The sequence below is a fragment of the Streptomyces sp. IBSBF 3136 genome (assembly GCF_036815105.1).
GTDB lineage: Bacteria > Actinomycetota > Actinomycetes > Streptomycetales > Streptomycetaceae > Streptomyces.
Genome location: NZ_JAJSZC010000016.1, coordinates 29,778 through 55,182, shown reverse-complemented (window position 1 = coordinate 55,182; position 25,405 = coordinate 29,778). Strand labels below are relative to the sequence as shown.

The 25,405-nt window shown below is 68.0% G+C and carries 19 protein-coding genes and 3 pseudogenes; 8 read left to right on the top strand and 14 right to left on the bottom strand.

The genetic code is table 11. The features are described from left to right. Positions 1–45: 45 nt before the first annotated feature. The 3 genes from V7E45_RS05885 to V7E45_RS05875 all read right to left on the bottom strand — a co-directional run bounded on the left by V7E45_RS05885 (position 46) and on the right by V7E45_RS05875 (position 3,327). Positions 46–966, bottom strand: coding sequence for an MBL fold metallo-hydrolase (locus V7E45_RS05885; protein WP_333772999.1), 921 nt, complete (start codon positions 964–966; stop codon positions 46–48). Between the two features lie 1,374 nt (positions 967–2,340). Further along, positions 2,341–3,009, bottom strand: a complete 669-nt coding sequence (locus V7E45_RS05880; protein ID WP_333772998.1) for a class I SAM-dependent methyltransferase — start codon at positions 3,007–3,009, stop codon at positions 2,341–2,343. Between the two features lie 93 nt (positions 3,010–3,102). Beyond that, positions 3,103–3,327: a hypothetical protein gene (locus tag V7E45_RS05875; RefSeq protein WP_333772997.1), complete on the bottom strand. Its 225-nt coding sequence runs from the start codon at positions 3,325–3,327 to the stop codon at positions 3,103–3,105. A 1,055-nt stretch (positions 3,328–4,382) separates the two neighbouring features. Between V7E45_RS05875 and V7E45_RS05870 the strand changes: the two genes are divergently transcribed. Together V7E45_RS05870 and V7E45_RS05865 are read left to right on the top strand one after the other, a co-directional pair. Further along, entirely contained in the window at positions 4,383–5,549 is a 1,167-nt protein-coding gene (locus V7E45_RS05870; protein ID WP_333772996.1) for an alanine--tRNA ligase-related protein, read from the top strand. 336 nt (positions 5,550–5,885) lie between these two features. Continuing rightward, positions 5,886–6,440: a hypothetical protein gene (locus V7E45_RS05865; protein WP_443055946.1), complete on the top strand. Its 555-nt coding sequence runs from the start codon at positions 5,886–5,888 to the stop codon at positions 6,438–6,440. Between the two features lie 154 nt (positions 6,441–6,594). Here the strand turns inward: V7E45_RS05865 and V7E45_RS05860 are convergent, their stop codons facing one another. Both V7E45_RS05860 and V7E45_RS05855 read right to left on the bottom strand, forming a co-directional pair. Further along, positions 6,595–7,218, bottom strand: a complete 624-nt coding sequence (locus V7E45_RS05860; RefSeq protein ID WP_333772994.1) for a hypothetical protein — start codon at positions 7,216–7,218, stop codon at positions 6,595–6,597. 26 nt (positions 7,219–7,244) lie between these two features. Continuing rightward, entirely contained in the window at positions 7,245–7,910 is a 666-nt protein-coding gene (locus tag V7E45_RS05855; protein WP_333772993.1) for a hypothetical protein, read from the bottom strand. Between the two features lie 229 nt (positions 7,911–8,139). Between V7E45_RS05855 and V7E45_RS05850 the strand changes: the two genes are divergently transcribed. Then, the gene (locus tag V7E45_RS05850) at positions 8,140–9,039 is read left to right on the top strand and encodes an aminoglycoside phosphotransferase family protein (RefSeq protein ID WP_333772992.1); all 900 of its coding nucleotides are present in this window, start codon (positions 8,140–8,142) and stop codon (positions 9,037–9,039) included. Between the two features lie 127 nt (positions 9,040–9,166). Here V7E45_RS05850 and V7E45_RS05845 read toward each other — a convergent pair. The 8 genes and pseudogenes from V7E45_RS05845 to V7E45_RS05810 all read right to left on the bottom strand — a co-directional run bounded on the left by V7E45_RS05845 (position 9,167) and on the right by V7E45_RS05810 (position 20,461). After that, positions 9,167–9,575 (bottom strand): annotated as a pseudogene (locus V7E45_RS05845) (hypothetical protein). Between the two features lie 724 nt (positions 9,576–10,299). Further along, the gene (gene pepN / locus V7E45_RS05840) at positions 10,300–12,732 is read right to left on the bottom strand and encodes an aminopeptidase N (RefSeq protein ID WP_333772991.1); all 2,433 of its coding nucleotides are present in this window, start codon (positions 12,730–12,732) and stop codon (positions 10,300–10,302) included. A gap of 461 nt (positions 12,733–13,193) precedes the next feature. Continuing rightward, a complete protein-coding gene (locus V7E45_RS05835; RefSeq protein WP_333772990.1) occupies positions 13,194–13,733 on the bottom strand; it encodes an alpha/beta fold hydrolase in 540 nt (179 codons plus the stop codon). A 7-nt stretch (positions 13,734–13,740) separates the two neighbouring features. After that, a pseudogene (locus tag V7E45_RS40545) lies at positions 13,741–14,013 on the bottom strand (helix-turn-helix domain-containing protein); the annotation flags it as partial. 403 nt (positions 14,014–14,416) lie between these two features. Continuing rightward, positions 14,417–14,704 carry a hypothetical protein gene (locus tag V7E45_RS05825; protein ID WP_333772989.1) on the bottom strand — a complete coding sequence of 96 codons (288 nt, stop codon included), beginning with the start codon at positions 14,702–14,704 and terminating at the stop codon, positions 14,417–14,419. Continuing rightward, positions 14,704–19,407: a putative T7SS-secreted protein gene (locus V7E45_RS05820; RefSeq protein ID WP_333772988.1), complete on the bottom strand. Its 4,704-nt coding sequence runs from the start codon at positions 19,405–19,407 to the stop codon at positions 14,704–14,706. Before V7E45_RS05820 ends, V7E45_RS05825 begins: the two co-directional genes overlap by 1 nt. Beyond that, positions 19,407–20,084: a hypothetical protein gene (locus V7E45_RS05815; RefSeq protein WP_333772987.1), complete on the bottom strand. Its 678-nt coding sequence runs from the start codon at positions 20,082–20,084 to the stop codon at positions 19,407–19,409. Before V7E45_RS05815 ends, V7E45_RS05820 begins: the two co-directional genes overlap by 1 nt. Beyond that, positions 20,084–20,461: a hypothetical protein gene (locus tag V7E45_RS05810; protein ID WP_333772986.1), complete on the bottom strand. Its 378-nt coding sequence runs from the start codon at positions 20,459–20,461 to the stop codon at positions 20,084–20,086. Before V7E45_RS05810 ends, V7E45_RS05815 begins: the two co-directional genes overlap by 1 nt. Positions 20,462–21,477: 1,016 nt before the next feature. On the opposite strand from V7E45_RS05810, the gene V7E45_RS05805 reads away from it, so the two are divergent. The 5 genes from V7E45_RS05805 (at position 21,478) to V7E45_RS05785 (ending at position 24,867) form a co-directional block, all read left to right on the top strand. Continuing rightward, positions 21,478–22,146, top strand: coding sequence for a hypothetical protein (locus V7E45_RS05805; protein ID WP_333772985.1), 669 nt, complete (start codon positions 21,478–21,480; stop codon positions 22,144–22,146). 218 nt (positions 22,147–22,364) lie between these two features. After that, positions 22,365–22,808 carry a large conductance mechanosensitive channel protein MscL gene (mscL, locus tag V7E45_RS05800; protein WP_333772984.1) on the top strand — a complete coding sequence of 148 codons (444 nt, stop codon included), beginning with the start codon at positions 22,365–22,367 and terminating at the stop codon, positions 22,806–22,808. Positions 22,809–23,184: 376 nt separating this feature from the next. Then, positions 23,185–23,325 (top strand): hypothetical protein, encoded by a 141-nt coding sequence (locus V7E45_RS05795; RefSeq protein WP_333772983.1) that lies wholly within the window; start codon positions 23,185–23,187, stop codon positions 23,323–23,325. A 243-nt stretch (positions 23,326–23,568) separates the two neighbouring features. After that, on the top strand, positions 23,569–24,456 hold the full coding sequence (gene ypfJ / locus V7E45_RS05790; RefSeq protein WP_333772982.1) for a KPN_02809 family neutral zinc metallopeptidase: 888 nt from the start codon (positions 23,569–23,571) through the stop codon (positions 24,454–24,456). Between the two features lie 57 nt (positions 24,457–24,513). After that, positions 24,514–24,867 (top strand): hypothetical protein, encoded by a 354-nt coding sequence (locus V7E45_RS05785; RefSeq protein ID WP_333772981.1) that lies wholly within the window; start codon positions 24,514–24,516, stop codon positions 24,865–24,867. Positions 24,868–25,026: 159 nt separating this feature from the next. Here the strand turns inward: V7E45_RS05785 and V7E45_RS05780 are convergent. Further along, positions 25,027–25,280 (bottom strand): annotated as a pseudogene (locus V7E45_RS05780) (TetR/AcrR family transcriptional regulator); the annotation flags it as partial. Positions 25,281–25,405: the final 125 nt, after the last annotated feature.

Sequence of the window (25,405 nt, the reverse complement as noted above, 5' to 3'; positions counted from 1 at the left end):
CGACCCCGACGCCGTCCGCGCCAGGCTGGGCCTCTCCGGTCGAGTTCACGTGAGACCGGCGAGGGGCGCGCTGGGTTGCCAGGAGACGGGCAGGACGACGTCGACGCCGTCACGGTGGGCCAAGGGCAGCAGTCGGTTCATGGTGGTGCCGAGGTCATCGAGCAGGTAGGGCATGGGGCGCAGTGGTCGGTCCAGACTGAGGAAGAAATCGTCCCAGTGCACCAGGATGACTCGCCTGGCCCCGGTCGTCACCACGACCTCATCCCAGTAGGTGTGAAGAAACTCGGCGGGCTGTTTACCCAGCATGCCGACGCCCAGGTAGATGACGTCGGCGCGGTGGCCGCGAAGCGCGCCGGGCCGGAAGTTGGCGCTGGCTTGCAGTAGCACGCGGCCGTGAGGGTGAGTGACGAGCACGGAGTAGGCGGTGCCGGTCTTCCACGAACCGGCGCGGGCCGGCGGCACCAACGGCCGATCAACGGTGCCCGGGTAGTGGTCGCCCGGGCTGTGTACGGAGTCCAGGAAGGTCAGTGTGAAGCTGCCGTACGTGGCGGTGTCGCCGTCGCCCACCACCCGCAAGGACGACTCGGGAACTCCCAGGCCGCGCCCGATGTTGGCGGTGGACTCCGAGCCGACCAGTTCGGCGCCGGTCTCCAGCGCCCACACCGGTGCGTCCAGGGCGTGGTCGTAGTGGGAATGTGCGCACACCACAGCGGCGAGAGTGCCCATCCGCAGCCGCTCGATGGCGGCACGGACCAGCGCTCGGTCTGGGGCGATCTTGCCCATTCCGACTCGAAACATCCCCGGGCGGGTGACGAACCCGTCACTGAGCACCGAGGTCTGTCCGTCGGACAGCAGGACAGAGCTGGTGCCCAAGAAGTGAGCGATCAGCCCCTCATTGTGCGTTGCACTGCGCTGCTGGTAAGGCAGGTAGGGCCGCAGACTCGGGCGACCGATCGGCACCTTCATACGAGTATCCTCACGCCCCACAGGTAGAAGAGCCAGGTCAGGATCTCGTGTGTTCTCTCACAAGCATCCCTATTTAGTGGCCCTATGGGTACGCGCTGGCGAGCTTCCACGAGGCCCGGACGGCGATGTGCTGTATGTACTGACCGCGTCGCGTGGGGCCCGATGCCACCTGGCATGCGCCCTCCCCTACGACTGCATGACCACGCACGCTGGTTGTCGACAGGTAGTGCTGGACTACCGGGGGTTGACAGTGGGCGAGTGGAAGCAAGGGAAGTGCGGTTGGCCAACGGCGCCCGGCGGTCGTTGCCAGAACAAGACAGTGAAGGGCACGTCGCGCTGCTACCTCCACCAAGGTGAATGGACGAAGCGCGGCCAAGCCGAGCTGAAGAGGAGGGCGAGCAAGCACCGCAAAAAGTGAGCCGAGCCGCGGGGGTGCGTGTCTAACTGCGTGACCAGGCCGACGAACGTCGGCGGACGAGCCCGAACGTCTGCGGACCATCAACGCAGGTGAGACGCACAGCGCCCCAAGGCATCACCACCGCCTCAGTTGCTTCGGGACGAAGCGGTCGCGGCGGCTTTGAGCAGCGGCGGAGCTCTCGCAGTGCAATTTCGGAGCCCGATGAGAGTGTGTCCGGCATTCAGTCACCCATTGCCCCGGGCAGCGGGGACGCGGCGCCTACTTCCGGCTCGCAGCCGAAGGTTTCGGCGACGCCGACTAGCGAAGGCAGGTCTACGAGGCGGATGCAGGTGATGGCGGCGGCAACCGAGGAGCCCGGGGTCGGCACGATGCGACGTCCGGGTCGTCTCTGCGTCGTGCGGGCACCCGATACCGACCGAGAACGCCAGAAGCCCACGGGCATCCGAACTGGTCGGAGGCGTGGGCTTCTTCAGCCCCGCAGGTGAGTGGGGCTGGCGATCAATACACCGGCTACTGACCAGCATCCGATCGGCAGGCACCTTCTCGCTCGGATGGGCGTAGACGTGTGCAGGCCATCACGGCAGATGGCCTGCACACCAGAGCGAGTCCGGGCCACCGAGTCTCTTCGGCAAGGCACGCAGAAGGGGGGGGCGGTGCTCTGGCATGGACTACAGTCACGAGACGAACCCGGGGACCTTTCAGATCCCGCCCCCCTTAGGCCGCGGACCCTGAGGGTTCCCTGACCGGTCTCAGTAGCGGGCCACCGCTGTACACGGCCACAGACATCGGTGCTTACCTTGCCCCACCACCGACGGCTAACGGCAGCGGTAGTCGACGGCCCAGCACCGTTTTGGCGTGTGCCGGACGGTTCGGCCCTCGGGGAGTATTCGAACGGATAGTAGGCGTCAGGTCACGGATCCCGGCCGAAGACCCTGCGCCACTTCGGCGCCTGATCGTCAGCCGGGGCGTTTGGCCATGACGACCAGACCGGGCCCGCTGTACTCCGTCGGGGGGAGCCGCAATTCGGCAACCGGGTTCAGGCCGGCCTGCTCGATCAGGTTGACGAGTTGTTCCGGCCGCCACTTGTGGGTCGTCCAGCGGACGGGTACGCCTCCGTAGGCCTGCGTGCGCACCGCGTCCTCGTCGCCGACGTGTGTTCCGGTGATGAAGTGTCCGCCTGGCTTCAACGCGCGCGCGAACAGGGCGAGGACCTGGGGAAGGACGTCACGGGGGAGGTTGAACAGCGACCACCACCCGAGCACGCCGCCCAGGGACCCTTCACCGAGGTCGAGCTCGGTGGCGGAAGCGACAGCGAAGCGGCACTCCGGATGAAGGCGGCGTGCGTTCTCGATCATGCGAGGAGAGAGATCCACGCCGGACACGTCGAGTCCGCGTTCGGCGAGGTAGGCGGTCACCGTTCCGGGCCCGCAGCCTACATCGAGGACAGGCCCGAGCCCGCGCACGGTGTCAGCGAAGGCGTCGATCGACGCCTTGAGCCACGGATCCCTGCGGATGTCGCCTACTCCAGTCGTCACGACCATGTGGGCATAGTTGTCGGCCACCCGGTCGTAGGACTCACGTACGACGTCGAGGTCTGCCGGGCGGTCAATAGGGTGTGCGCGCATCAGCCAACCATAGGACTGCACGGGGGACCTGGGGCTGGTGAAGCGAATAACACCATGCCGCTCATCACGGTTTGGCTGACCTCGTGAGGGCGTTCACGCGGTTCTCGTACTCACGGCGGGCCTTGAGCTGTGCCGATACCACCGGGACACCCTGGGCACCGTCACGCGGTTGGCAGCGGGCGAGGAGCCGGACGGGACTGCCAGCGCGGCGCTGAGGCGCAGGGTGTAGCCCGGGCCGTGCCGTACGGTGACGCCGTGGTCGAGCTCGGCGCGCTCCAACTCGGTCGTGCGGAGGAAGTCGGCGATCTTGCCCGGCATGTCGAGGGTGGCCGCAGCTCTGAGGCCAGGGCGTCATGCTGGGCGGGTGTGGTGTGCTCGGGCAGGAGGTCGGCGACGGCGGTGCGGATGGCGCCACGACTGACGCCCTGTTCGCGGGCCAAGGCGGCGATGGACCGGCCGTCCAGGTACGCCGTGCGGACGGCATCAGTGTCGGGAGCGTCGTCGGGGAGCGCGTCGATGTCAGCAGGTCGGACGACCAGGTCAAAGTTAGCGGTACCGCGCGGGTCGGGGGCGGGAATCGCGTCGACCCAGCCGTCGACGGCGCAGTGCTTGGTGTCCATCAGATGGCCTCCGCCAGGGGCTCGGGAGCGGGGCGGTGTGGTGCGCTGGGCGATGTCCAGCAGCTCGCGGTTGCGCCGCTGCTGGGTGAGCGTGAGCGGGCGAGCCTTTGCGCCGTGGCGGTGCGAGCGGGGAGGCGGGCGGCTCGGGGTAGGCGAGGGTGTGGTCGATGTCGCCGTCGGTGATGCTCATGTAGGTCCCCCGGTGGAGGTCAGGCATGGTCGCCTTGGACTTGGACTTGGACTTGGGCTTCGGTGTGAGGTCGGAGGCGAACCGCCCGAGGCGGGCGGTCAACGGGGTTGCGGTGATCCAGTCCTCACCGCATTCCCCTGTCAAGTTCTTCTGTTCAGTCCCGCGGGCTGCGCCTGACGTCCGGGAACAGGTATGACTGAGCGCTTGGGTCGCCACTTCTGAGCATCAGAGGTGGCGAGGCAGCTTCACCGCTATCGAGTTCCCGGCCGCCTGCCTGGCGGGACCCACGCGAGGCCAGGACGTTCTGGCGGAAATTCGTGTGCCTCAAAGAACTGGGCGCGCTATTGTCGCCCGTATGAACGTCACCGGCCGAAGCATGATCGCGACCGCGCGAGCGACCAGCTCGCCGGTTGCCGCCGTCTGACCTTCTCCCTTTCCCATCGGCGACCGGAAACGGCCCGTCGGTGGTCCCGTGGCGTTCTGGGCTTCTTGCCACAGTGCGATGACCAGCGTGGTCCCGTTATCCGGTGCCTTCCCCGCTGTGACGCGAAGGAGCCACCCTTATGAACACGGAGAGGATTGTCCGCACGTTCGTCGAGTACTTCGAGGAGCGTGATCACCGACGGATCACCGGCTCGACGCTGCTGCCACCCCCTGGCGACTCGGTGCTGTTCACCACCTCCGGCATGCATCCGCTCACCCCGTATCTGGAGGGGCGCCCCCATCCGTTGGGCCGGCGTCTGGTCAATGTGCAGCGCTGTCTGCGCACCACGGATCTGGAGGAGGTCGGCGATGCCACCCATCTGACTGTCTTCGAGATGCTCGGCACCTGGTCGCTGGGCGACTACGAGGGCTCACTGAGTCTCGATTGGGGTTACAGGCTGCTCACCGATGGACTGGGTGTCGATCCGGGCTTGCTGCATGCCACCGTCTATGGCGGCGATGACCAGACCGGGCCAGACACTGCTTCCCTTCAGTTGTGGCAGGACCTCGGCGTTCCCGTCGAGCTCACCGTGGAGGACAACTGGTGGTCCAACGGACCGGTCGGCCCGTGTGGCCCCGACTCGGAGATCTTCCTGTGGAGCGGTGACACCACACCCCAGTCGACACCCACCCGCGACGACCGCTGGGTAGAGGTCTGGAACCACGTGATGATGCGCCACCGTCGGCTGGAGGACGGTTCCCTTGTACCGCTTCCCCAACGCAACGTCGACACTGGGCTCGGCCTGGAGCGGCTGGCCGCTCTGCTGCAGGGCAAGTCGTCAGTGTTCGAGTGCGACGTCTTCGACCCCTGGCGCCGTATCGTGCCGGCTCTGTGGCCACTTGACGAACCGTCGCTGCGCCTGGTCTACGACCACCTCCGCTCAGCCATCGTGGTACTTGGCGACGGAGTGCGCCCGGGCAACACTGGCCGGGGCTACGTGCTCCGCCGCCTGCTGCGACGAGTGCTCACCGTTCTGTTGCGGGACGATCCGTCGCGCGGTCTCGGAGACCTGCCGGACGAGTTGGTCTCACACACCCTGGACCACTTCCGCCAGGAAGTAGATCCCAGCGACGTGCGCCGACTGTTGCTCGAGGAGGAGTGCCGGTTCATTCGGCTCCTCGAACGAGGTAGGCAGGTGCTTGCCCGATCCCGGTTCCAACGCCCACTGAAGGATGAGGACTTCCAGTACCTCCACGACACCCACGGTCTGCCTCGCGATCTTGTCACAAGCCTGCGGCAAGAGTGATGGCGGGATGTTGAGCTCATCTTCGGCTGAGCGCGGGAGCGCGGAGCGACCCGTCGTTGAGGGGATAGCCCGTGGTTACGGGACAGCCTTCAGCTGACGGGACATGGTGAGCGAAGCCTGGTTCTGCCAGGAGGATTGGGAAGACCACGGCTGATCTGAAAGACACATCCCGCCTGGGACTTCGACTTCTACGACGGCGACGAACTAACCCGGCGACTGCCCTGACCGGCTGCTCTGTACGATCACCGAATACTGGGCGCTGGCCCGCCTGTCCTGTGCGGAGATCAGCAAGCGGTGCCCTGTCCGGACAGTTGAGGGGGTTGGCGGGTGTCCGCTTTGGACTTCTACGCTCACGTCGCCGTTTGCGGTGAGGTCCTGGGAGTTGGCCTCGGTGCCGCCCCGGAAGCCTGGGAAGCCGCCCTGGGGGCGACATGCCTCGATGTTCCCGGTGGTGGTCTACTGCGGCGGGACTACGGGCTGGTGGAAGTCAACTTCTCGCCGGACCAGCCGGACCAGCCGGACCAGCCGGACCAGCCGGACCAGCCGGACCAGCCAGGCAGGCAAGGCCAGATGTCGTGCTTCGGCTTCGGCGTGAAGATCCAACGACTGCTGTACGACCAGTCCCCGAGCATCGTGCCGTCCCCGCTGTCGCGGGAATACGGGGAATTCGCACCCAGAGTCCGCTTCAAGGAACTGCAGACCGCCATCCTTGCCCTGGGCCACACGGTCGAACTCGACAAGCGCAACGCGTCGAGTGACATGGACTGCTACCGCGTGTCCGCGTCCGCCACCCGCATCCACGTCGTCGCTGACCCTGACCCGTACGGGTCAGGCGCCCCGGATCCAGACGGACATCAGCGGGGCGACGTCTGGTCCGTCGACGTGTGGTGACCAGCCGGCGACCTCCCAGCAGCGTCCGCGACATCCCTTCGCTACGAGGAGCGCCGGACAACGATCTCCTGCTCGGCGGGCAACGATCTGAAGAGCGCGCGCCACCCAGCTGATCAGCCACACCCAAGCCCCCCCCCGTGCCGCATCCAGCCGGCTAGCCCGCAGGCCAATGTGGGTTCGGCAGGCCGTCATCGCTCATGTGGGCCCGCTGCCAGATCCCTTTCCAGTTGAACGGCGTCTCCGGGACGAACCGGTGCCGCTGCCCGCACGGACATGGCGACAGCACCCATGCGCACCCGCGGCACAGCTCCACCCAGCCGTGCCCGGTCGAGTTCGACACCAGCGGTCTCTCGTCCCCGCAGGCGGGGCAGCCGGGGAGATCGGCGCCGTCCAGAATCGCGTTCTGTCGCCGGACGTACTCCGGCAGCCGCAGCGACGGATGGCGGAACGGTTCTTCGTACCAGGCGCGGTTCGGGCCCTCCCACCAGCTCCGCAGCCACCACGGTCGCGGGTTCACTACAGCCCGCCGCCCCGCCCGCTTCTCCGCCCGGCGTTGCGCGGCGTACTCCTCCGCTCGCGCGAGCCACAGCACCCGCGCCTCATGCAGTTCCTCCACCGCCCGCACCAGCGCGTCCGGGTCCGCCTCCAGCCGCCGGGGGATCGCGGCGCTGAGCGTGAGGTGGTGGTACGTCGCCCGGAAGCCGTACGGAGCAAAGATGGTGATGCAGGTCCGCAGCGCGCTGTGCCGGCGGCGGAGGGGGAGACGGGCGTCGTGCACGTGCGCTCGGTGGGTCAGGAAACTGGTCATTGTGTGGGCCCAAGGTCCACTGCCCGTGCCAGGGCGGCAGTGACGGCGGCAGCGTGTGCCGGCATGTGTTGTTCAGCCCAGATTCCGGCAAGACCGAGGAAGTCCTGCAAATCCTGCTGGGCGCCCGCGACGAGCCTGCGCGCCTGGTCTACCGGCAGCTCGATCACCGGGCTGCCGCCCGTCCCGTAAGCGTCGAACGTCAGCCGGACGATTTCGCCAACTCGTTCGGCCACCGACGACGGATCGTGGCCGAAGGAGGAGCAGCCGGTGCCGTCGAGCACCTCCAGCCAGTCCCGCCAGGTCTCCAGTCCGTTGCAGCAGCCCGGCTCGACAAAGACGGTTTCGGTGGTGGTGTCGGTCACCCGGAACCCTCCTGCGGCGAACAGATCAGGCATGGTGAGCAGCCCGTGCAGGAATGTGCCGAACGGGTCGGTCGGGCACGGCCCGTGCTCCTCCTCCGGCTCGAAGTTGTTGCAGTCGGCGATCTGCACAACCGCCGTGCCGAGCTCCGCTGGAGTCAGCTCCCCGTTCAGCACGAGGTAGCCATACGGTTCCTGCTCGCCAACCGGCCAGAGCGCGAAGTCGTCGGCGGCGGAGATCTCCAGAACGGGTTGCATCAGAATCACATGGGGATGATGCCGGACCCACTGCTGCACCGCCACGGGCTTTCAGCTGGTATCGGGCTCGGAGCGGGCCCGATACCTGGGCAGTTTCGCGGTGCGCTCCGGGCAGGCGGCGCTGACATAGCGTCACTGCCTCAGTTGGTGGACGGGGCGCAACCTGCGGTGCTTAGCGGTCGGTTCTTCAAGAGGGCTCGGGAGTTCCAGTCGGGGAGCCGGATCCCCCCAAGGAACATGATCGCCTCCGCGTGCGCCAGTAATGTGACTCCGCATGATCGAACCCGAGATTGAGATCAGCGAGGATCTGGTCCGCAACCTGCTGCGGGACCAGCATCCGGACTTGGCCGCGCTGCCCATCCGCGAGGTGGCGGGCGGCTGGGGCAACCAGATGTGGCGCCTCGGGGACGAGTTGGCGGTCCGGATACAGCGGATGGACACCAACCCGGATCTGCAGCTCAAGGAGCGCCGGTGGCTGCCGACCCTGGCCTCGCGCCTGCCATTGCCGATCCCGGTCCCCGTGCGGGACGGTGCGCCGTCCAAGCGCTTCCCCAAGATCTGGACCGTCATGACATGGGTGGAGGGCACGCCGCTGGACCACGGCTTCATCACCCGCAGCGACCATGCGGCCGACATCCTGGCGGCTTTCCTCAAGGCACTGCATGTGGAGGCGCCCGCCGACGCACCGGACGCCTCGGACCGCGGCGGTCACCCCAAGGAGTGCACAGAGGGCTTCGAGCACTTCCTGCGGGCCGTGGACCTCGGCAGCTTCGCCGAGGGCGACATCCGAGCCGTGTGGGACGCCGCGGCCACGGCTCCGGGGTGGGAGGGCCCGCGAGTGTGGGTTCACGGCGACCTGCATCCCGCGAACGTCGTCGTCGCGGAGGGGACGCTGGCGGGCGTCGTCGACTTCGGTGATGTCTTCGCCGGCGACCCGGCCTGGGACCTTGCGGCCGCCTGGGTGCTGCTCCCCGAGGGCGGCGCCTCGCGGTTCTTCCACAGCTATGCGCAGGCGGACGAGGCGGCGGTCCGACGGGCGCGCGGGCTTGCCGCGCTCAAAGGCCTGTTCCTGATGCTGATGGGCCAGAACGGGGACCGCGGCCTGCCGGGCGGCAAGCCGAACTGGGGGCCCGCAGGCCGGTCGGCGCTTGATCGTGTCCTGAAGGGCCCTTGACACCAGCATCGATTGGCCGGGCCTCTCTGACCCCCGGGCACTCGGCCGCCGCGCCGCTCACCCCCACCGTCACTTCGAAGCGGCTCCCGCACTCACGCACATTGACAGCCCTGGGAGCCGGACGGGTTCAAGCCTTCGGCGGGCGGAACGGAACGACGTTGTCCGGGGCAGGCGCGTGTCCTGGTTGCCTATCGTCCTCTTGAGTGAGCACAGCGCCGGCGAGGGCGAGCCTGGTCACCTGCTGGCGGAGCTCTTCGATTTCGGCTCTCTGATGGGCAAGGGTCTTCCTCAGCCAGGTGACAGTTTCCCGGAGTCGCTCTCGGTCTCCGGGGCTTGGTGGTCTCGACGCGAACGTGTTCGCAGAACTCGTTCTTCAGGTCGACGTGCCGTTTGCGGAGGGCCATGCGGTGGACATCGGCCTCGGCGGCGAGGGCGACGACGGTGAGGCTGCCATTGGAAGCGCTGGCCTGTCCGGTCAGTATTCGATCCATGGCCTCGCGGATGCCGACGCGCTCGTCCTGGTGCTGCTTGTTCACGTAAGAGCCTCGGCAGGGTGGGCGGTGCTGTCGTGGGTGGCGGCCGTTTCCCGGAGCCGGTGGGCGTTGGCCCGCAGATGTCCGCTGGCCGGACCGGGGGCGTATGCAGCGAACTGGGCGAGTTCGGCGCGTTCGCGAAGGTTTCGGACAACGCCGCATTCCGCTGCTGTCCGGTGTCGCACGCAGACTGTAGACGATCTTGCTATCTCTGACGCCCTCCGGCGCCCTCGACGTGTTCGTCATCATGGCCGCCGACTTCGGCCTGCTATTTGCCGCACGCGTCTTCAACCCGTCGTTCACCACGTACCGTCATGGAGGTCACACCGGACGCGTTCATGTCCCGCGTCGGCACCTCCTGGTCCGTGAGCGCGAAGACGTGCCAGGCCGCCTTCTTATCGCCTCTGCGGCCGGAGTCCGCGGCGCGCTGCTCATCGCCAGTCTGCGTTCGAGCAAACTGATCCCGCTCCGGGCGCCTCCTGACCGCTGGACCACTGCGCCGGCTGCCCGGCGCTCCCTGGCCTTCGAGGACCTCACTGCGTCCTGGGCAGCCCGGGCCGGTCCGGCGTACTCGGCCCTCGCGTGCAGCAGTGGGCCGCCCAGGCCGACGTCACCATGATTGAGGACAACCACTGCGGAACTGGGGAAGATCGTCGCGCAGGCCGCTTTATACCGGCTGGTGGGACGCGCTACCGGGCGGCCGGGCCGGTGACGAAGGAATTGCAGATCAGCCGCGGGAGCGCAGTATGCGGCGCATCCGGTCGGCCCGGTCCAGGAGGTTCGTGCGGACGACCGGGACTGCCTGTGCCGCCAAGTCTTCCGCTCGTTTCACGTAGGTCGGGTCGATAGCAAAGAGCGGGAAGAGGCTTTTGGTGTAAGTCCTCGCCGGCACGGTTCCGCTGCGGTGGATGATTCGCACGAGATCGAGGTACGCCTCCGCGTGGGGCCTCAGCAAGTCGTCCTGACCGGCGCTCCAGAACAGCGTCGCAACTGAGTGAACCGAAGGGAGAGGCACCGCGCGGTCCGTCACCAGCATCTGCCACACCGCTTTCTTCTCAGCCGCGTCCGGGGTCGCCGCGCGGACCTGGAGGCTGCTGATCCATGCGTCGGGATCCGGGTCGCGGTCGAGCAGTGCCTGCGCCTCGGCTGCGGTCGGGCTTCCGAGCTGAGCCATGCGAGCCAGTGCGCGCCACTGGAGATCGATGTCTTCCCCGGCCTCGGTCCGGAGCCACTCAATTTCCTCCGGTTCGGGCGCGGTGCGGGCGAAGCCCCGCAACGCCGCTTTACGGTAGGCGCCGACGCCGGAGAGGCTGCGGCACGTCGCAGCTACTGCTCGCAGCAACTCGTCCCGCTGCCACTTTGGGCTCCACAGATCCGCGGCCTCGACAGCCAGGTTGAGATACGGCTCGATCACCGACGCGGACGTCTCGACAGCCAGCACTCCGGTCAGGCACTGCACAACTTCGGCGGCTGTCGCTTCGCCGTTGATCAACATGTCCCAGGCCGTGGTGACGGCGACACCACGCGCGGTCGCAGTGGGCAGGCGGGCGGCGTTGTGGAAGAACGCGCCTCTGGTCGTGGCGTCAGGTCTCGTCGAGGCGAAAGTCAGGTCTTCATCGTTGACCAGATACAGATCGGCCCCTGCTGGTAGGTCGATCCGGGTCCGTTCGCCCGTTACCTCGACCTCGACGAGTGCCATCCGTTCAAGGCAGTCCCCGGAACGCTCGTAGGCGCCTACGGCAAGGACATGCGGGCGAGGCCGGCCACCCGGCCCCTGAGCGACCAAGGCGAACCCGTCTGCGTCCTGGTCGAGAGTCAGCCGGTCGGTGCCTGCTGTTTCCAGCCATCCTGTGCGCCACTGGTCCAGGTCACCTCCGCTGGCGTCGGCGACCGCGTCGATCAGGTCATGCAGCGTGGTGTTGCCCCAGGCATGCGTGGCGAAGTAGCTGGTGAGACCGGCGGAGAAGTTGGCTTCGCCGACGTACGTCATCAGCTGGTGCAGTACGGATGCGCCCTTGGAGTAGGTGATGGCGTCGAACGTCGCTCCGGCCTCGGAGACGTCGCGGACCTGCTGGCGGATCGGGTGCGACATGGGTCCTTGGTCCATGAAATAGGCTTTGAGTTTCTCGCCGGCCAGATGCGCCGTCCAGGCATCGGTGTACGAGGTCACGCTCACGGCGGCCCAGTTGCTCGCGAACTCCGCGAACGCCTCGTTCAGCCACAGGTCGTCCCACCAGCGCATCGTGACGATGTTGCCGAACCACATGTGCGCGAGTTCGTGCAGCAGGTACCGCGAGAAGATGTCCCACTCCGCTCTGGTCGGTGTGCTCCTGCGCAGGAACCAGTCCATCCAGGTGACGCAGCCGAAGTTCTCCATCGCGCCGGGGAACTCGGGCGTGAAGACCTGGTCGTACTTGTGCTGCGGAAACGGCATGCCGAACTTGTCGGCGAAGAACTCGAGCCCCTGGGTGGTCAGGGTGAACAGCTCGTCGGCGTCCCGGTCCAAGAGGGAAGCCAGTGACCGCCGGGCGAAGAGCCCGAGATCATGACCAGCTCCGCGACGACGCAATTCGTAGTACGGGCCCGCATTGATCACGGTGTTGTACGCCGCCAGTGGCGGCGTCGGCGGGAAAGTCCAGCGTCGCAGGGAGCCGAGATCTTCGATCTGCGGGTCACCGCTGTTGCTCACCACCCGCCAGCCGGCAGGAGCAGTCACGGTGAACGCCCACGGCGCCTTGAGGTCCGGCTGGTCGAAGCAGGCCAACACGTACCGGGCGTAGTCGGGACTGAAGTCGGTGTAGACATACGTCTCGCCATCGGTGGGATCGACCGCCTTGTGTACGCCCCGGCCGTCGGCCGAGCACTCCGTCACAGAGACCACCGTGAGGACGTTGCGCTCGGCAAGATCGTTCAGCGCGATCCGGCCCTCAACAGCCGACCGCAGCGCGACCCCGTTGAGCGTGGCGCTCTCGACCGTCGCCGCGCAATCGACAAAGCTCTCGGTCCCGGGCCGGTGACACGTGAAGGTGATGGTCGATTCGCACCGGACCCGCGAGCCGGTCATCAGATCCGAAAGGTCGACGGCAGCGTCGTACCGCTCGACCGTCAGCAGGCTCGCGCGCCCCTCTGCCTCGGTCTGGGTCAGACTCCTGTCGATCATTGCTCTCCCTCTCGGAGACTCGTTCATTCGCTGCGAACCATCCGCTCAACAGCAAAGAAGGCCACGTGACTCGGGTGCGTCCATCGCGTCGCCTATCGGCTGATCGGCGGCTTCCTCCCAGGCCTTGGAGGAGAGAGCGCCAAGAAACGATAAAGAATATCTCTCTGCCGTATCCCCCATCGAGCGCGTCCCGGGGCGGCCGTGGACGGTCCGCTTCACCGGCTACGCCGACCGCTTTGCCAGCGTCTCCTGCAGCAACACGGCACGCAAGATGCCCGCCAGGTCCAAGGACCTGGCGGCCCTGGGTCGTATGCCGGGCTGGCCGGCATCCCGCGTACAGGGCGCCCGCGCCGCGTAGAAGGCTATGGGCGGCACGGGCAAGTACACCGTGCTGCTGCGCGCCAGGCCGGGCCCGCGCGGCGCCCGTGAGGGGCCCGCCCGCGAAGCAGCCCTCAGCCCGATCAGGTTTCGGCGAGGAGCGAGTTGACCACATCGGGTCGGTCGCGGTGCGGGAAGTGATCCGTGCCCGCCACCTGGACCTGGCGGGCGCCGATCCGGTCCGCGACGACCTCGCCGGTGACGGCGATGGCCTCGCCGATGACCGCCCGGTATCCGGGATGCGCCGTCTCCCAGGTGCCGTTGATCACCACCTTGGGCCAGCCGGCGGCGGCCAGCGTCTCAAGGTCCAGCTCCGCGTCCCAGCAAGGCCGCTCGCACATGGCGGTACGGGCCGCCCGGAGCATCGGCTCGGTGAACTCCGGCACCGGCATGCCGTACGGCTCTGTCGATTGGCGCAGGTACTCCTCGGGGCTCATCGCCGGTTTCTTGCCTTCCCCTGCGGTGAAGGCGGCCCGTACCCGGCTCAGGGCGGCCGCCACGACCGGGTGGTCCTCGGCCGACCGCAGCGCGGGCGGCTCGATCAGCGCCGGCGACCGTACGGCGCGCGGCCGGCGGGCGGCGGCGGTCATCGCGACCACCGCCCCGTAGGAGTGACCCACCACGTGGATGGACGTACTCGGGGTCGGCTTCGCGCAGCGCGCCCAGCAGGCCGGGGGTGCGATCGGCGATCAGGCCGAACACCGCGGCAGTGTAGGTGTGGGCGGCGCCGATCGAGATACCGAAGCCGACCGCAAGCTGGGCGGGCGTGATCTGCTGGCGCAGGTACACCAGACTGACCAGAGCACGTTGGTGCAGCGGGAGCTTGCAGCTGCGGTCACCCTCGCGGGCGGCGATGCACATCGTGACCCACTCGACCTCGCGCCCGGGACAGCCGCCTGCCATCGTCACCGAGATGACCCATGTTGCCCGCACCGTTCAACGTCGTGAAAATCCAAAAGGAGGCACAACGTCGACGACGCCGTGCCTCCTCAGGAGGTGAATGATGCGCTACAGGACACCCAGCGCCGCCAGCAGCGCGAGGCCGGTGACCGACTCGCCGCCGGGGGCGGCCCCTCCTCGCAGCGCGTCAGGGTGGCGGCCGGCGCAGCGCAAACGGGCCAAAGCATTATCCGGGCCGGCGCCTCGAAGCGCTGCTGATCGTCTGCGCTCCGCGGCGCCCCCAGAACCTCACCCCGCTCATGCGCACCCGCCTCTTCCGGCCGTCCGGCAGAAGGCGCCGCTACCCGGTCCCCGACCGCCTCCCCACGTGCTGGACGGAAGGCCGGCGTGAGGGGCCGCTTGGACACTATTGCTGGATGTTGAAAGGGTCTCCTGCTGCCAGCAACTGCTGGATGCCCAGGAATCGGCATTCGCCGGTCACGCCGTTCACCTCAATGCAGGTGGCCCCGTAGAGAAAGTACTTGTCATTCCTGGTGTCGATGTATCTGGCCGACTGAAAGTTGAAGTAGAAGAACTCGCCCTTGTGCGCCTTGCCGTCGTCTTCCTTGAAGAGGGCGACCTCCTGATCCCAATTTGCGCTCTCCCGCTGAAGAAAATCCGTCGCGATCCGTTCTGCTTGCTCCATGCTGTACATCAGTTGGTCCTCATCAGCTTGAATGTTTTGTAGGCCATAGGGTCGACGAATCCCGTCTGGACGTCGACGAAAAGAACTCTTCCCTGAGAGTTCACCACACCGAATACGTGGCCGGGAAGGTTCCCGGAAACCTTCGCCGCAACCAGGCCGCGAGCGCCGTCCCCGGAGTTTCGGACATGATCGACCATGTCCCAGAAGCTGGTGTCCTCGAAGTTCCGGCCGTACACGCCCTCCAGTCGGTCGAGGGATTGCAAGGGGATGCTGCCTGGTACGGGCTTCACGCCTTCGCCGGCAAGATATCGGTCGAACGCTTCCGCGACGTAGGTGCAGTTCTGCATTCCCCCTTCCGGGTTGAAGTACTTCGTCAGATGGCTGAGGTTGGGCGTCTCATACGGCTTCGGCGGAATCGGCGACTTCTGCGGGGCAAGCCCGAGGGGATCACAGAGAACCGAAGGGCGTCCCACGTATCCGACGGGGTTGGCCGCCGGAGCGAGACCGAGTGGGTCCTGGCTGACATACCGGCCCACCTCGGGATCGTAATACCGCAGGTAGTTGTAGTTCAGGCCCGTCTCGGAGTCGTAGTACTGCCCCGGGAAACGGAGCGGGGTGTAAGCGTGGCTCCGCACCGACCAGGACAGCTTCCCCCAGTTCGTGGCCTGCGAACGCCAGGCGATCTCACCCGACTCGTCGATCAGCTCGCAGGGAGAACCCGAGACATCCGACACGATGGCGAAGAAGCGAGCGTCGATCTCCTCCTGCGAGGCCGTGGCCATCGTCCTGCGCTCGCTCTGCGCCACCGCTTCGGCACCGTGGAGGTGCCACGTCACGGTAACCGCGTCACTCGAGTCCCCCCAGCTGGTCGTCTGCTCGCACAGCGAGGCACCGTCCCAGGCGAAGTCCACCCGCTCCAGCACGTCGACGCCGTTCTCGGCTATGCGCTGCTTGCCGACGCGCCTGCCCAGCGCGTCGTACCGGTACCGCCACGTCGCGCCGTCGGGAGTGACGACCTGGGTGAGCCGGTCCTCCGCGTCCCAGCTGTACCGCCACGTGTCCGGCTTGCGGGAGAGCCGGGTCCTCTGACGGAGCACGACCCGTCCCGCGGCGTCGTGCTCGTAGCGGATCCGGCCGGCGCGCACAAGGTCGGTGCCCCGGTAGGCCCGGTCGCCGCACCCGTCGTCCCCGAACTGGCGCCCGGGCCAGTCGGCTGCCAGCTGGTTGCCGAGCGCGTCGTAGGCGTAGGACTCCGCCCATCCCGCCCCCCTGACACCGGTGGTCCTTCCCGCCAGGTCCAGCTCGTAGCGGCGAACACCGTTCAGCTGGTCGTGGACCTGGGTGAGACTGCCGTCCGCGCGGTACTCGTACGTCCTCGACTGGACACGCCCGCGAGGGCCATCCACCGCCTGGGAGATCAGCCGGTTCATCGCGTCGAGCGACCGGGAGACGCTCAAGGAGTCACCGAACCGGCGGCTGACTTCGCGGCCGACCTGATCGTATTCCAGCGCGATCACACGACCGTCTGCCGTGAGCCGGAACGGCCGCCCCGTGGCGTCGTATTCCCAGGTACTCACGGCGCCCGACGGCGTCGTGCGAGCAGTCGGCTTCCCCAACTCGTCGTAACGGTAGGCGACTTCACGGTCGTTGATCCGCTCGGAGACCAGCCGCCCGTGCTGGTCGCGCAGGAGGGAGAGGTTCGTGTGGGCGTTGGCTGCATGAGCGATCTGGTCGGTGAAGTCGTAGGAGTACGTCATCACCTCCCCGTCGACGGTCTTGCGAACGACCTGTCCCAGGTCGTTGTGCTCGAAGGAGACGACCTGCCCGAGTGCGTTCGCTCGCGAGACCAACTCGCCGGCCGCGTTGTAGGCGTAGCGAGTGACCCGGCCGCCGAAGTCGGTCTCCGCGACCAGCCGTCCGACCGCGTCGTATTCGTAGGTCCAGCACAGTCCGTGGGGGTTGGTCACCTGGGTCAGACGGAGCTCTTCGTCGTACTCGAAGCGGTAGCGGGAACCGTCGGGCTCGATGCGCGCGGTGAGCAGATCGAACCCTGAGTACTCGAAACGGGTCACTCCGCCGATCGGGTCCGTGTGGGTGAGGCAGTTGCCCTCACCGTCGTAGGTCCACGCCTCCTCGGTCCCGTCCGGATTCCGCCGGCGAGTGATCCTGCCCTCGACGGACCACTCCATCTCACCGGTCGCGCCCAGGGGGTCCATGATCGACACGACGCGACCGAGGGCGTCCCGCTCGTACCGCATGGCGTTGCCCGTGTGATCACGCACCTCGACGGGCAGGCCGGCAGCATCACAGCGTATCTCGGTCACCCGGCCGTACTCGTCGCACACTGCGGACAGATGACCGAACTCGTCGTACGTGAAGGAGGTCCTGCGGCCTGCGGAATCTGCGACCGATGTCCTGTTCCCGCGGTCGTCGAAGTCCTGACGGACGGTGCTTCCGTCCGGGCGCACCACACGGGTGAGCAGCCCGCGGGCGTCGTAGGAGAATGCCGTGCGCCGGCCGTCCGGGCGGACGATCTCCGTCAGGTTCCCCAGGTCGTCGTAGCGGTAGGACGTTGTACGGCCGACGGCGTCCGTCTCGGACAGCAGACGGTTGAACCGATCGTGCGTGAAGCGGCGGGTGTGCCCCGCCGGATCCACGATGGCGACGATCTGGTGCAGGTCATTGACGAAGTACTGGCGTACCGCGCCCTGCCCGTTGACCGCCGTCGTGGTCCGCAGCCCGGTTTCCGGGTCGCGTTCGCCGTAGGACAGCCGCAGGCTCATGTGCCCTTCGGTGCTGCCCTGCGCGACGCACCGGTCCGCTTCGTCGTACGCGTACTCGTACGCGTGCCCGTTGGTGTCCGTCCAAGACGTGACCCGGCGCGCCTCGTCGTAACCGAACCGGAGGGGCTGCCCGGACGAATTCACGACCTCCGTGAGATTCCCCTGCGTGTACCCGTATCGGACCAGCTGGAGATCGGATCCGCCCTCGCCGCCGCCGACCAGGTACAGGCCGGTGACCAGCCCGTCGGCACTGTCGATCCGCAGGCGGTACCCGCCGCTGTGGACGATGGCCGACGGGACCCCCGCCTCGTCGTACTCGAAGCTGATCCCGTTTCCGTTCCCGTCGTCGATCCGTACCAGCTCGGCCAGCGCTTCGTCCCGCTCGGTGAAGTGCCATACCTGCCGGGTCTGCGGATCGGCGACCGTGTAGCCGTCGGCCTCGCGGCTCAGGGGCCAGCGCGGGCCGTGCGCCGGCATGACGGGCAGGCCGGGTGCCGGGTGCGGGTAGAAGAGCCGCATCCCATCCTCGTGTACGAAGGCGATACCGGCTGGTGTGATGTCCAGCCGCTGATCGACCGTGGTGGCCCAGGAAGGCCCGAACCAACGCCCGTACGTGTAGCCCGACTCCACCCGGCGCTTGAAGGTGAACTGCAGGGAGCCGGGAAGCGTGACGTCGGTCTGGGCGAGGTACATCTTGCCCGTGGCCAGGTTGATCGGGTCCGTGCCCGCGGACTCGACGTCCCCCGGAGCCTGGCTCTCGGCCGCCCCCGGGGTCTCGGCGGCGCCGTCCGCGGCCGCGGCTTCCGCACTGTCGGCCGCGAGCGCTCCGTCCTCGGCCAGTTCCGCAGCCCCTGCCCCGTCCGACGCCACGGCCAGGGCGGCCTGGGGAAGCAGTTCACCGCCGAACTGGAACGGGTCCGACTTCAAGGACTTCCAGGCCGACTGCAGGGCGCGGTCGGGATGCGTCGCCATGGACACCACGCCGCCGAGCAGCTCCACCTTGTTCTGCAGGAAGGCGGCCGGATGCGTGAGGTTGTACGGATCCAGCGGGTCGAGGCTGCGGGCGAAGTTCACGATGCCCGCCGTGCCCTTGACGGCGCCGGCGAGGAAATGCGCCGCGTCGACGCTCTGGGATGCCATGAGATCCATCCCATCCAGCTTCAACTGCCCGCCGATCGAGGGCTCCTTGGGCGCGTGCTGGAGCGCGGTCCGCAGCTTGGTCTCGGTCTCCCCGGCGATCCTGTCCCGCTGTCGCCGGGCCGCGTCGAGGATCTCCTGCGCCTCCTGCATCGCGCGCTCGCCGGGGTCCTTGTCGGAAGGCCGCGGCCCCGGGGCGTCACTGCCCAGCTCCGCCTTGAGCCGGTACGACTCCACCTGCTTGCGGTGCGCGTCGGAGGCGGACTTGCCCTGCTCGTACCGGCGGATGGCCTCCTCGGCCTGCCCCTGTGCCCATTCGACGGTGTCGGCGAGGCCGTTCAGTGCCGCGGCGGCCTCCTGACAGGCCGCCCCCGCCTGCAGCCACTTGGCCGGATGCAGAGCGAACTTCTCCCGGAAGGTGTCCGCTGCCCGGCCCTTCCAGCCCCCCGAGTCCACGGCCTTCATGCCCACGCCGACCTCCTCGAAGGCGGCTGCGAACACGAGCAGGTGCTTGGCCTTGTCACGAATAGTCGACGGCTTGCCGTGGACCAGATCGGACGCCTCGACGTCCGGGCCCAGCTGCCGCTCGGCAACGTGCGCACCGAGATACGAGGCGGCCCGGTCTCCGCCGTGCCGTATCTTCTGGGCCACGCCGTGCGCGCCGACCTCGTCGAACACGTCGCCGGTGAGGTCGGCTCCCTCGTCGACGAGGTGCCCCGTCTCACGCTTGGCGTGGTCGAAGAGGTTCTTGCCCCCGCCCAGCAACTCGCCGCCGTACTTCCATACCGACATCAGCCCTGCCCCTCCTGCTTCAGGCCGAGCTCCTTGTTCACCGCGGCGTTGTAGTCGTCCTGGTCGACACCGAGCACGGTCGGTACGCTCTCCAGGCCGGGCAGCGCCTCGAAGGTCGCTGCGTCGCGTGCCATTCCCTTGAGAACCTGTTCCGAGGCAGTGGCGCCGTCGCGGAAGGACTTCTCGCTGTAGTCCGGATGCAGCCACGCAGGCGTGGCCAGTTGCTGCCAGCTCTGGCTCTCGATCTGCTGCTGGGAGGCATACGGATTGCCCTCCAGCGAGTTCAGCCCGACCTTGAAGGAGTTCTTGACGAGCTGGTCGGTCTGGTTCATGGTTCCCGCCGACAACCCGACCGCCTCCGCGAAGGCGTTCCCCTCGTCGACCAGGGCCCGCACCCCCCATTGCCAGCGCTCGCAGAACGAGTGGAAGACGGCCCCGACGGATTCGCCTCCGATCGTCATCCCGTCCATCTCCAGGTCGTCGAAGCCGCGTCCCACGCCCGACCAGCCCACCTTGTCGGTGAAGCCCAGCTTGCCCAGCTCGCCCAAAGCCTTGTTGATCCCGTCGGCGATCAGCGCCAGCCCGACGACCCGCAGATCAGCGGCCCCACCCGGCCCCCCACTGGAGGTCCCCTGCTCCTCGCCGGCACCCCCGCCTGTTGCGGCCATCGCCTCCATCACCGCTCCTCCTGTCTGCCCGACCCGGCGGCGACGCCGGGCGACGCATCAAAGGGACCCGGCGCTGTCGCTGGGCCGGGTGACGAATCAAGGGCGCCGGGCCCGACGACCGCAACCTCTTCAGGCACCACGCCCACCACCGGTGGCAGCACCAACCCCCGGGCACCGTCGGCCGCATCGACCAGGACCCCGCACGGCATACCGGACTCGGCCACCGTGGGCACGGCCGCATCCAGCAACGCGGCACCCCACACGCCCCGGTACGGCCACTTCCGATCTTCTTCTCGACGGGCGGCCGCGAACCGCGCCAATGCGGGCTCCCCGGTGAACGCGAGGATCCAGCGCACCCCGCCCATGTCCACCGTCAGCGGAGCCACCTCGCCGGCACGCCCAACCGACGGCCCCACCGGGACGAGTACCTGCGATCGCCGGAACTCACCCAACCGCGCCAGGAATCGGCCACGCGCGCGTGCGGCTTCGTGTGCGAGGGGGGCCTTGTCCTGCGGCTTGGGCAGCGCTGGTTCAGTGGCGGCCTCTGCCTCAGCGACACCTGTCGGTGTTGTCCTTGGAGCCTCTGCGTCCTCCCCGAGGTCCGGCGGTCCGGGAGCCACGTCGGCTCCGGGTTTCCCGGTACCCCGGTTCCTGTTGCCGGCTTGGAGAACCGTCTGATCGGCGATATCCGCCAACCGTGACCGCGGCGACCCCGACACGGCCGGGTTCGCTCCGGCCTGGTCGCTGCTTTCCATGTCCCCTGAGTCGTTCACCACTAAGTCCCCGTTGCAGGGCGGTCGGTGTGACCTGCCCAGCGATCAAACTTCGGCAGCTTCGCACGCGGAAATCAACGGTCGCAACGCGGTACCGGCTAAGCGTGGGCAAAAGATTTACCAAGATCATAAAGCGCACGCCTGGCTGGAGCCGACGCACGGTACCCGTTCACCGAAAGGGCGTCCTGCTTGTCACCTGTGTCAGGGCGGCACGCCTACGTCACCGACGTCGCCGCCCCTATGAGGCGATGCCTTTGCGGAGCACGCTGCAGCGCACGACGTCCCGCCACTGCCCGTCCCTGAACACAGTGCTGCGCAGCACGCCTTCGCGGGTGAACCCTGACTTCTCCAGTGCGCGCTGTTCGGTGATGTTGTCCGTCTCGGTGTCCGCCTCGAGCCTGACAACCGGTCCGCGGCGACGATCGCGCCCGGGTCTGTGGCGGTTGGGCAGGCTGCCGCGACGGCGACCACCTCCCGGCCCTGCGCGTCGCTTTGGGCAGAGGCGACACCGCGGTCGTGACAGGCCCAGCGCGCCGTCCCGATTCCGTCGTGTCGTTCGTCCGGGGCTCGGGTACGGCTTTGCCATCGGTCGTCGTGGGAGGGAGCCACGGGGTGGGGAAAGCGAGCCGGTGTTCGAGCGCGCCCTCGGGGTCTTTTCGCTCGTGCAGCCGGGATGCTGCCTCCAGGAGCGTGGCCGCAATCCGGAAGCCGAGGTGCGCCCGGGCGGGGTGCCCCGCCCGCTGGAACGGGTATCCGTCGGCTGTTCGGGCACACGAGACATCATGCACGGACTACATGCGCGTCCCACCAGCAGCAGTCTCATCGCCAAGGTCTCCACAGCCGAGACATCGCCGCCCGGTCACGACGGCGCCAAACACTCACACCGAGGCCGACGCACCGGCCGCCTACGCCGCCGCGTCCTCGCCTACCGGGCAATCGATTTCCTGTCCACGCACATCCCGGACGACCCCGGCCCGGGCGACGAATGCCTGCTCCTCGTGCACACCCGCCAGGTCGTCGGCCAGGTCCGCTACCGGATCTGCACTGACTGCGCCCAGGGTGTCATCACCGCCGTCGTCATCGACGAGCGCTTCCACAGCACCGGCCTGGGCACCCGTGCGCTGTCACACCTACGGTCCCGCCACCCGGGACTGACCTGGTGCAGCACGCTGAGCAAGCGCACCACCCGTGATCTCCTGCGCCGGATGCGCATTCTCACAACCACTTCTGCCACGCCCTGCCCCCACGTTCATCAGACACTCTCTGCCCCGGCCGGCCCGATACTCGCCAGCGGCTGACCTCAACGCTCAACGCTCAGCGGTCGCAGCGCACCTATCGGCACAGCAGTTCATGCATGGTCTGTCGTCGTCGCGCCACTTGGTGAACTGGTACATGGCCGCGCCGCGCGGCGGAGCCGGCATGGCTGAGGGGTGGCAGGGCACCCGAGGCGAAGGGGATGGGCTGACCGCGCTTTCGGTGCCGCTCGTCGACGTCAAGACCTCTTAGGGGTGAGAAGGTGAAGGGCTTCCGCAGCTTCATCCTGCGCGGCAACGTGGTCGACCTGGCCGTCGGCATCGTCATCGGGGCGGCGTTCACCGCCGTGGTGAACGGCTTCGTCAGCGCCTTCCTGACCCCACTCGTCGGGCTGGCCACCGGCGCCACGGGCGACATGAGCCGTAAGACCTTCACCGTAGGCGCCACCAAGTTTCCCTACGGCGCCTTCGTCAACGCGGCGATTAGCTTCTTCCTCCTCGCCAGCGCCCTGTACTTCCTGGTCGTGCTCCCGATCAACAAGCTCCACGAACGCCTCGCCCCGCACCAAGACGTCCAGGCCCCCAAACGGGACTGCCCCGAATGCCTCAGCCCCGTACCCGCCCAGGCCCGACGCTGCGCCTCCTGCACCGTCCCCCTGCCCGCCGTACCGGCTCAGGCCGGAGAGACAACCCAGCGCGCCGGGTGACCCGACCTCCATGGCCCGGCCTGGGCTGCCGGGCACGTCCGTGGTGACGGGAACTACCGACGGCGTCCGATGCCGAACCGGCTGCTTGGCTTCACGGCCGGCACGGAGCCCGACGACCACGACCTGGGCCGGTCACGGGGAGGCTTCATCACCACGATCCGCCTGGCTTGCGAACAAGGCCAACGGCCGCTGTAGATGGTGGCTTGAGCAACACGACGACCACCTGCACCGGCGTCGCGCACAGCCTGTCCATCGGGGAGCTGTGGCTGCCCGGGTCCCACTGCGACCACCTGCTGATCAGCCCCCTCCTTCCACGGCCCCGGTCTGGAGAAGTGCCCGCTGGCCGACGGACACGCCCGCATTCTGGGTGTTGCCGGTGACGGCGGCCGTGATGGAGTACCGCCGCACGCACGGTCACGAAGCCCTTGAACGGCTCTTCGACGAGTACGCGATCGTCCCGACCGACCCGCCGCGGCCGTCCGTCGTCACCGACCCGAGGTGGCCGTCCGTCGTCTGAGTCTCGCGGGCACGTTCCCGGCACCGGCGACAGGCGGGGCCCGCTGCGCGGTCGACGGCATGGAGGGGCGTTACCGCGCAAGGGCGGTCCGCCGTTCACCCACAGAGCGGCGTCGCGGCGTCGCCCGCCGGCTCCTCCAAGAGGTGGAGCAGGAAGAGGACGGGATGGGGTTGCCCTCGTACGGGGTAGTCGAGCGGGACGACGCGGGCGGTCCGGCGCGCTGCTTTGAAGGAGGCTCAACGTATGCAATTCGACGACGACGCTGCTCTGGACACGTCCGAGGTCGCGGACGGGCGGGGAGGTGCGCTGGGCGGGATCCCGGGCGGCGGGAAGACCATCGGCGGGGGACTGGTCGGGCTCGTGGTGCTGGCCGCGTCCGTGCTGTTGGGTGTCGACCCCGGCATGTTCGGTTCGGGCAGCAGCGACACGTCCTCGTCCGGCAAGTCAGCCGCGGACCTCGCGGCGGACTGCCGGACCGGTGCCGACGCCAACCGCAAGGAGGAGTGCCGGATCGTCGCCGTGGTCGACAGCGTGCAGGCATTCTGGAAGCAGACGGAGACAGCCGTCGGCAAGTCCTACCAGCAGGCCCCCACGTTCCTGTTCACCGGCAGTGTGAACACCGGTTGCGGGGCCGCGACTTCCGACGTCGGCCCGTTCTACTGCTCAGCCGATGACAAGGTCTACCTCGACCTCGGCTTCTTCAACGACCTGAGCAGTAAGTTCGGCGCCAAGGGCGGCCCGTTCGCGGAGGCCTACGTCATCGCGCACGAATACGGCCACCACTTCCAGGACCTCAGCGGAACGATCTCCCGCGGTAGCGGAAATGGCCGGAACAGCGGCTCGGTGAAACTCGAGTTGCAGGCGGACTGCTACGCCGGAGTGTGGGCCCACCACGCCACCACCACCCCCGACCCCAAGAGCGGTAAGCCACTGATCACCGATTTGACGAAGGACGACATCAACCGCGGGCTGGACGCGGCCGCCGCCGTCGGAGACGACCGTATCCAGCAGCGCTACCAGGGCAAGGTCACACCCGACACCTGGACCCACGGCTCCGCGAGCCAGCGCCAGCAATGGTTCTCCACCGGCTACCGCTCCGGCCGCGTCGCCGACTGCAACACGTTCAGCTGACCACGCTGACAACCACGGCACCACGCCCAGCTGTGGGCCACGCCGGACGTCAGTTTCGTGGCCGACCCCGCCACCGGTGTGCCGGTCTACGTGACCATGACCATCGGTGACACCGCCCAGTCCATGTGGCTGAAGGTGGGCGGCACGAGCCTGTCCGCCCCGATCTGGGGTGCGATCACCGTCTCGGCCGACCAGCTCCGGGCTGCTGCCGGCAAGCCGCACCTGGCCTCGAACGGTCCGGACGGCGACACCGCGCACACCGGCGTCTACGCGACGGCAGCTCCCTGCGGGACGTCACCGCCGGCTCCAACGGCCGCTGCGGCACCGAGTGCACGGCCGGACCCGGCTACGACACCGTCACCGGCCTCGGCTCACCCGCAGCGGGTGTCGACACGGCACTGGCGGCCATGAAGTAGGAACCATCCAGAGGGAGCGCTGCTTCGCCCCGCCGCTGCGCGGCGGGGCGAAGTGCTGTCAGACGCCTCGTTCGTGGGCCTCCCGGCATGGACGCCGAGCCGGGAACGGATCGGACAGTCGAGGCGTTCGTGGTGCGACAGGCCCGCTGAACCGTCAGTCCAGGTCGGGCAGCGGGCCCCGGGTGACCTCGTGTGCGTCGTCCGCGGGGATGCCGAGCATACGCAAGGCCCTTTCGGCCATGTCGGAGGCGGCCTCGTCGCCGTCGAGGTCGGGGCGGGCCAGCCGGAGCGCCACGAGGGACATGAGGGCGCCGCCCACGGCGGACAGGGCGGTGGTCGCGTTGGCGAGTGGAAGCGACCCGCGGCGATGCCGATCTCCAGGTCGCGCAGCGCTCGCGGGGCCAGGCCTCGAACACGCCAGGGTCAGTGACGCGTCCGGCCGGTGCATGTCTGTCGGCGCTTGCGCCGCGTTGTGTCTGCGACCGGCCCGTACGACAGGTGCACGGGCCGGTCGCAGTTGCGACAAACCGTCT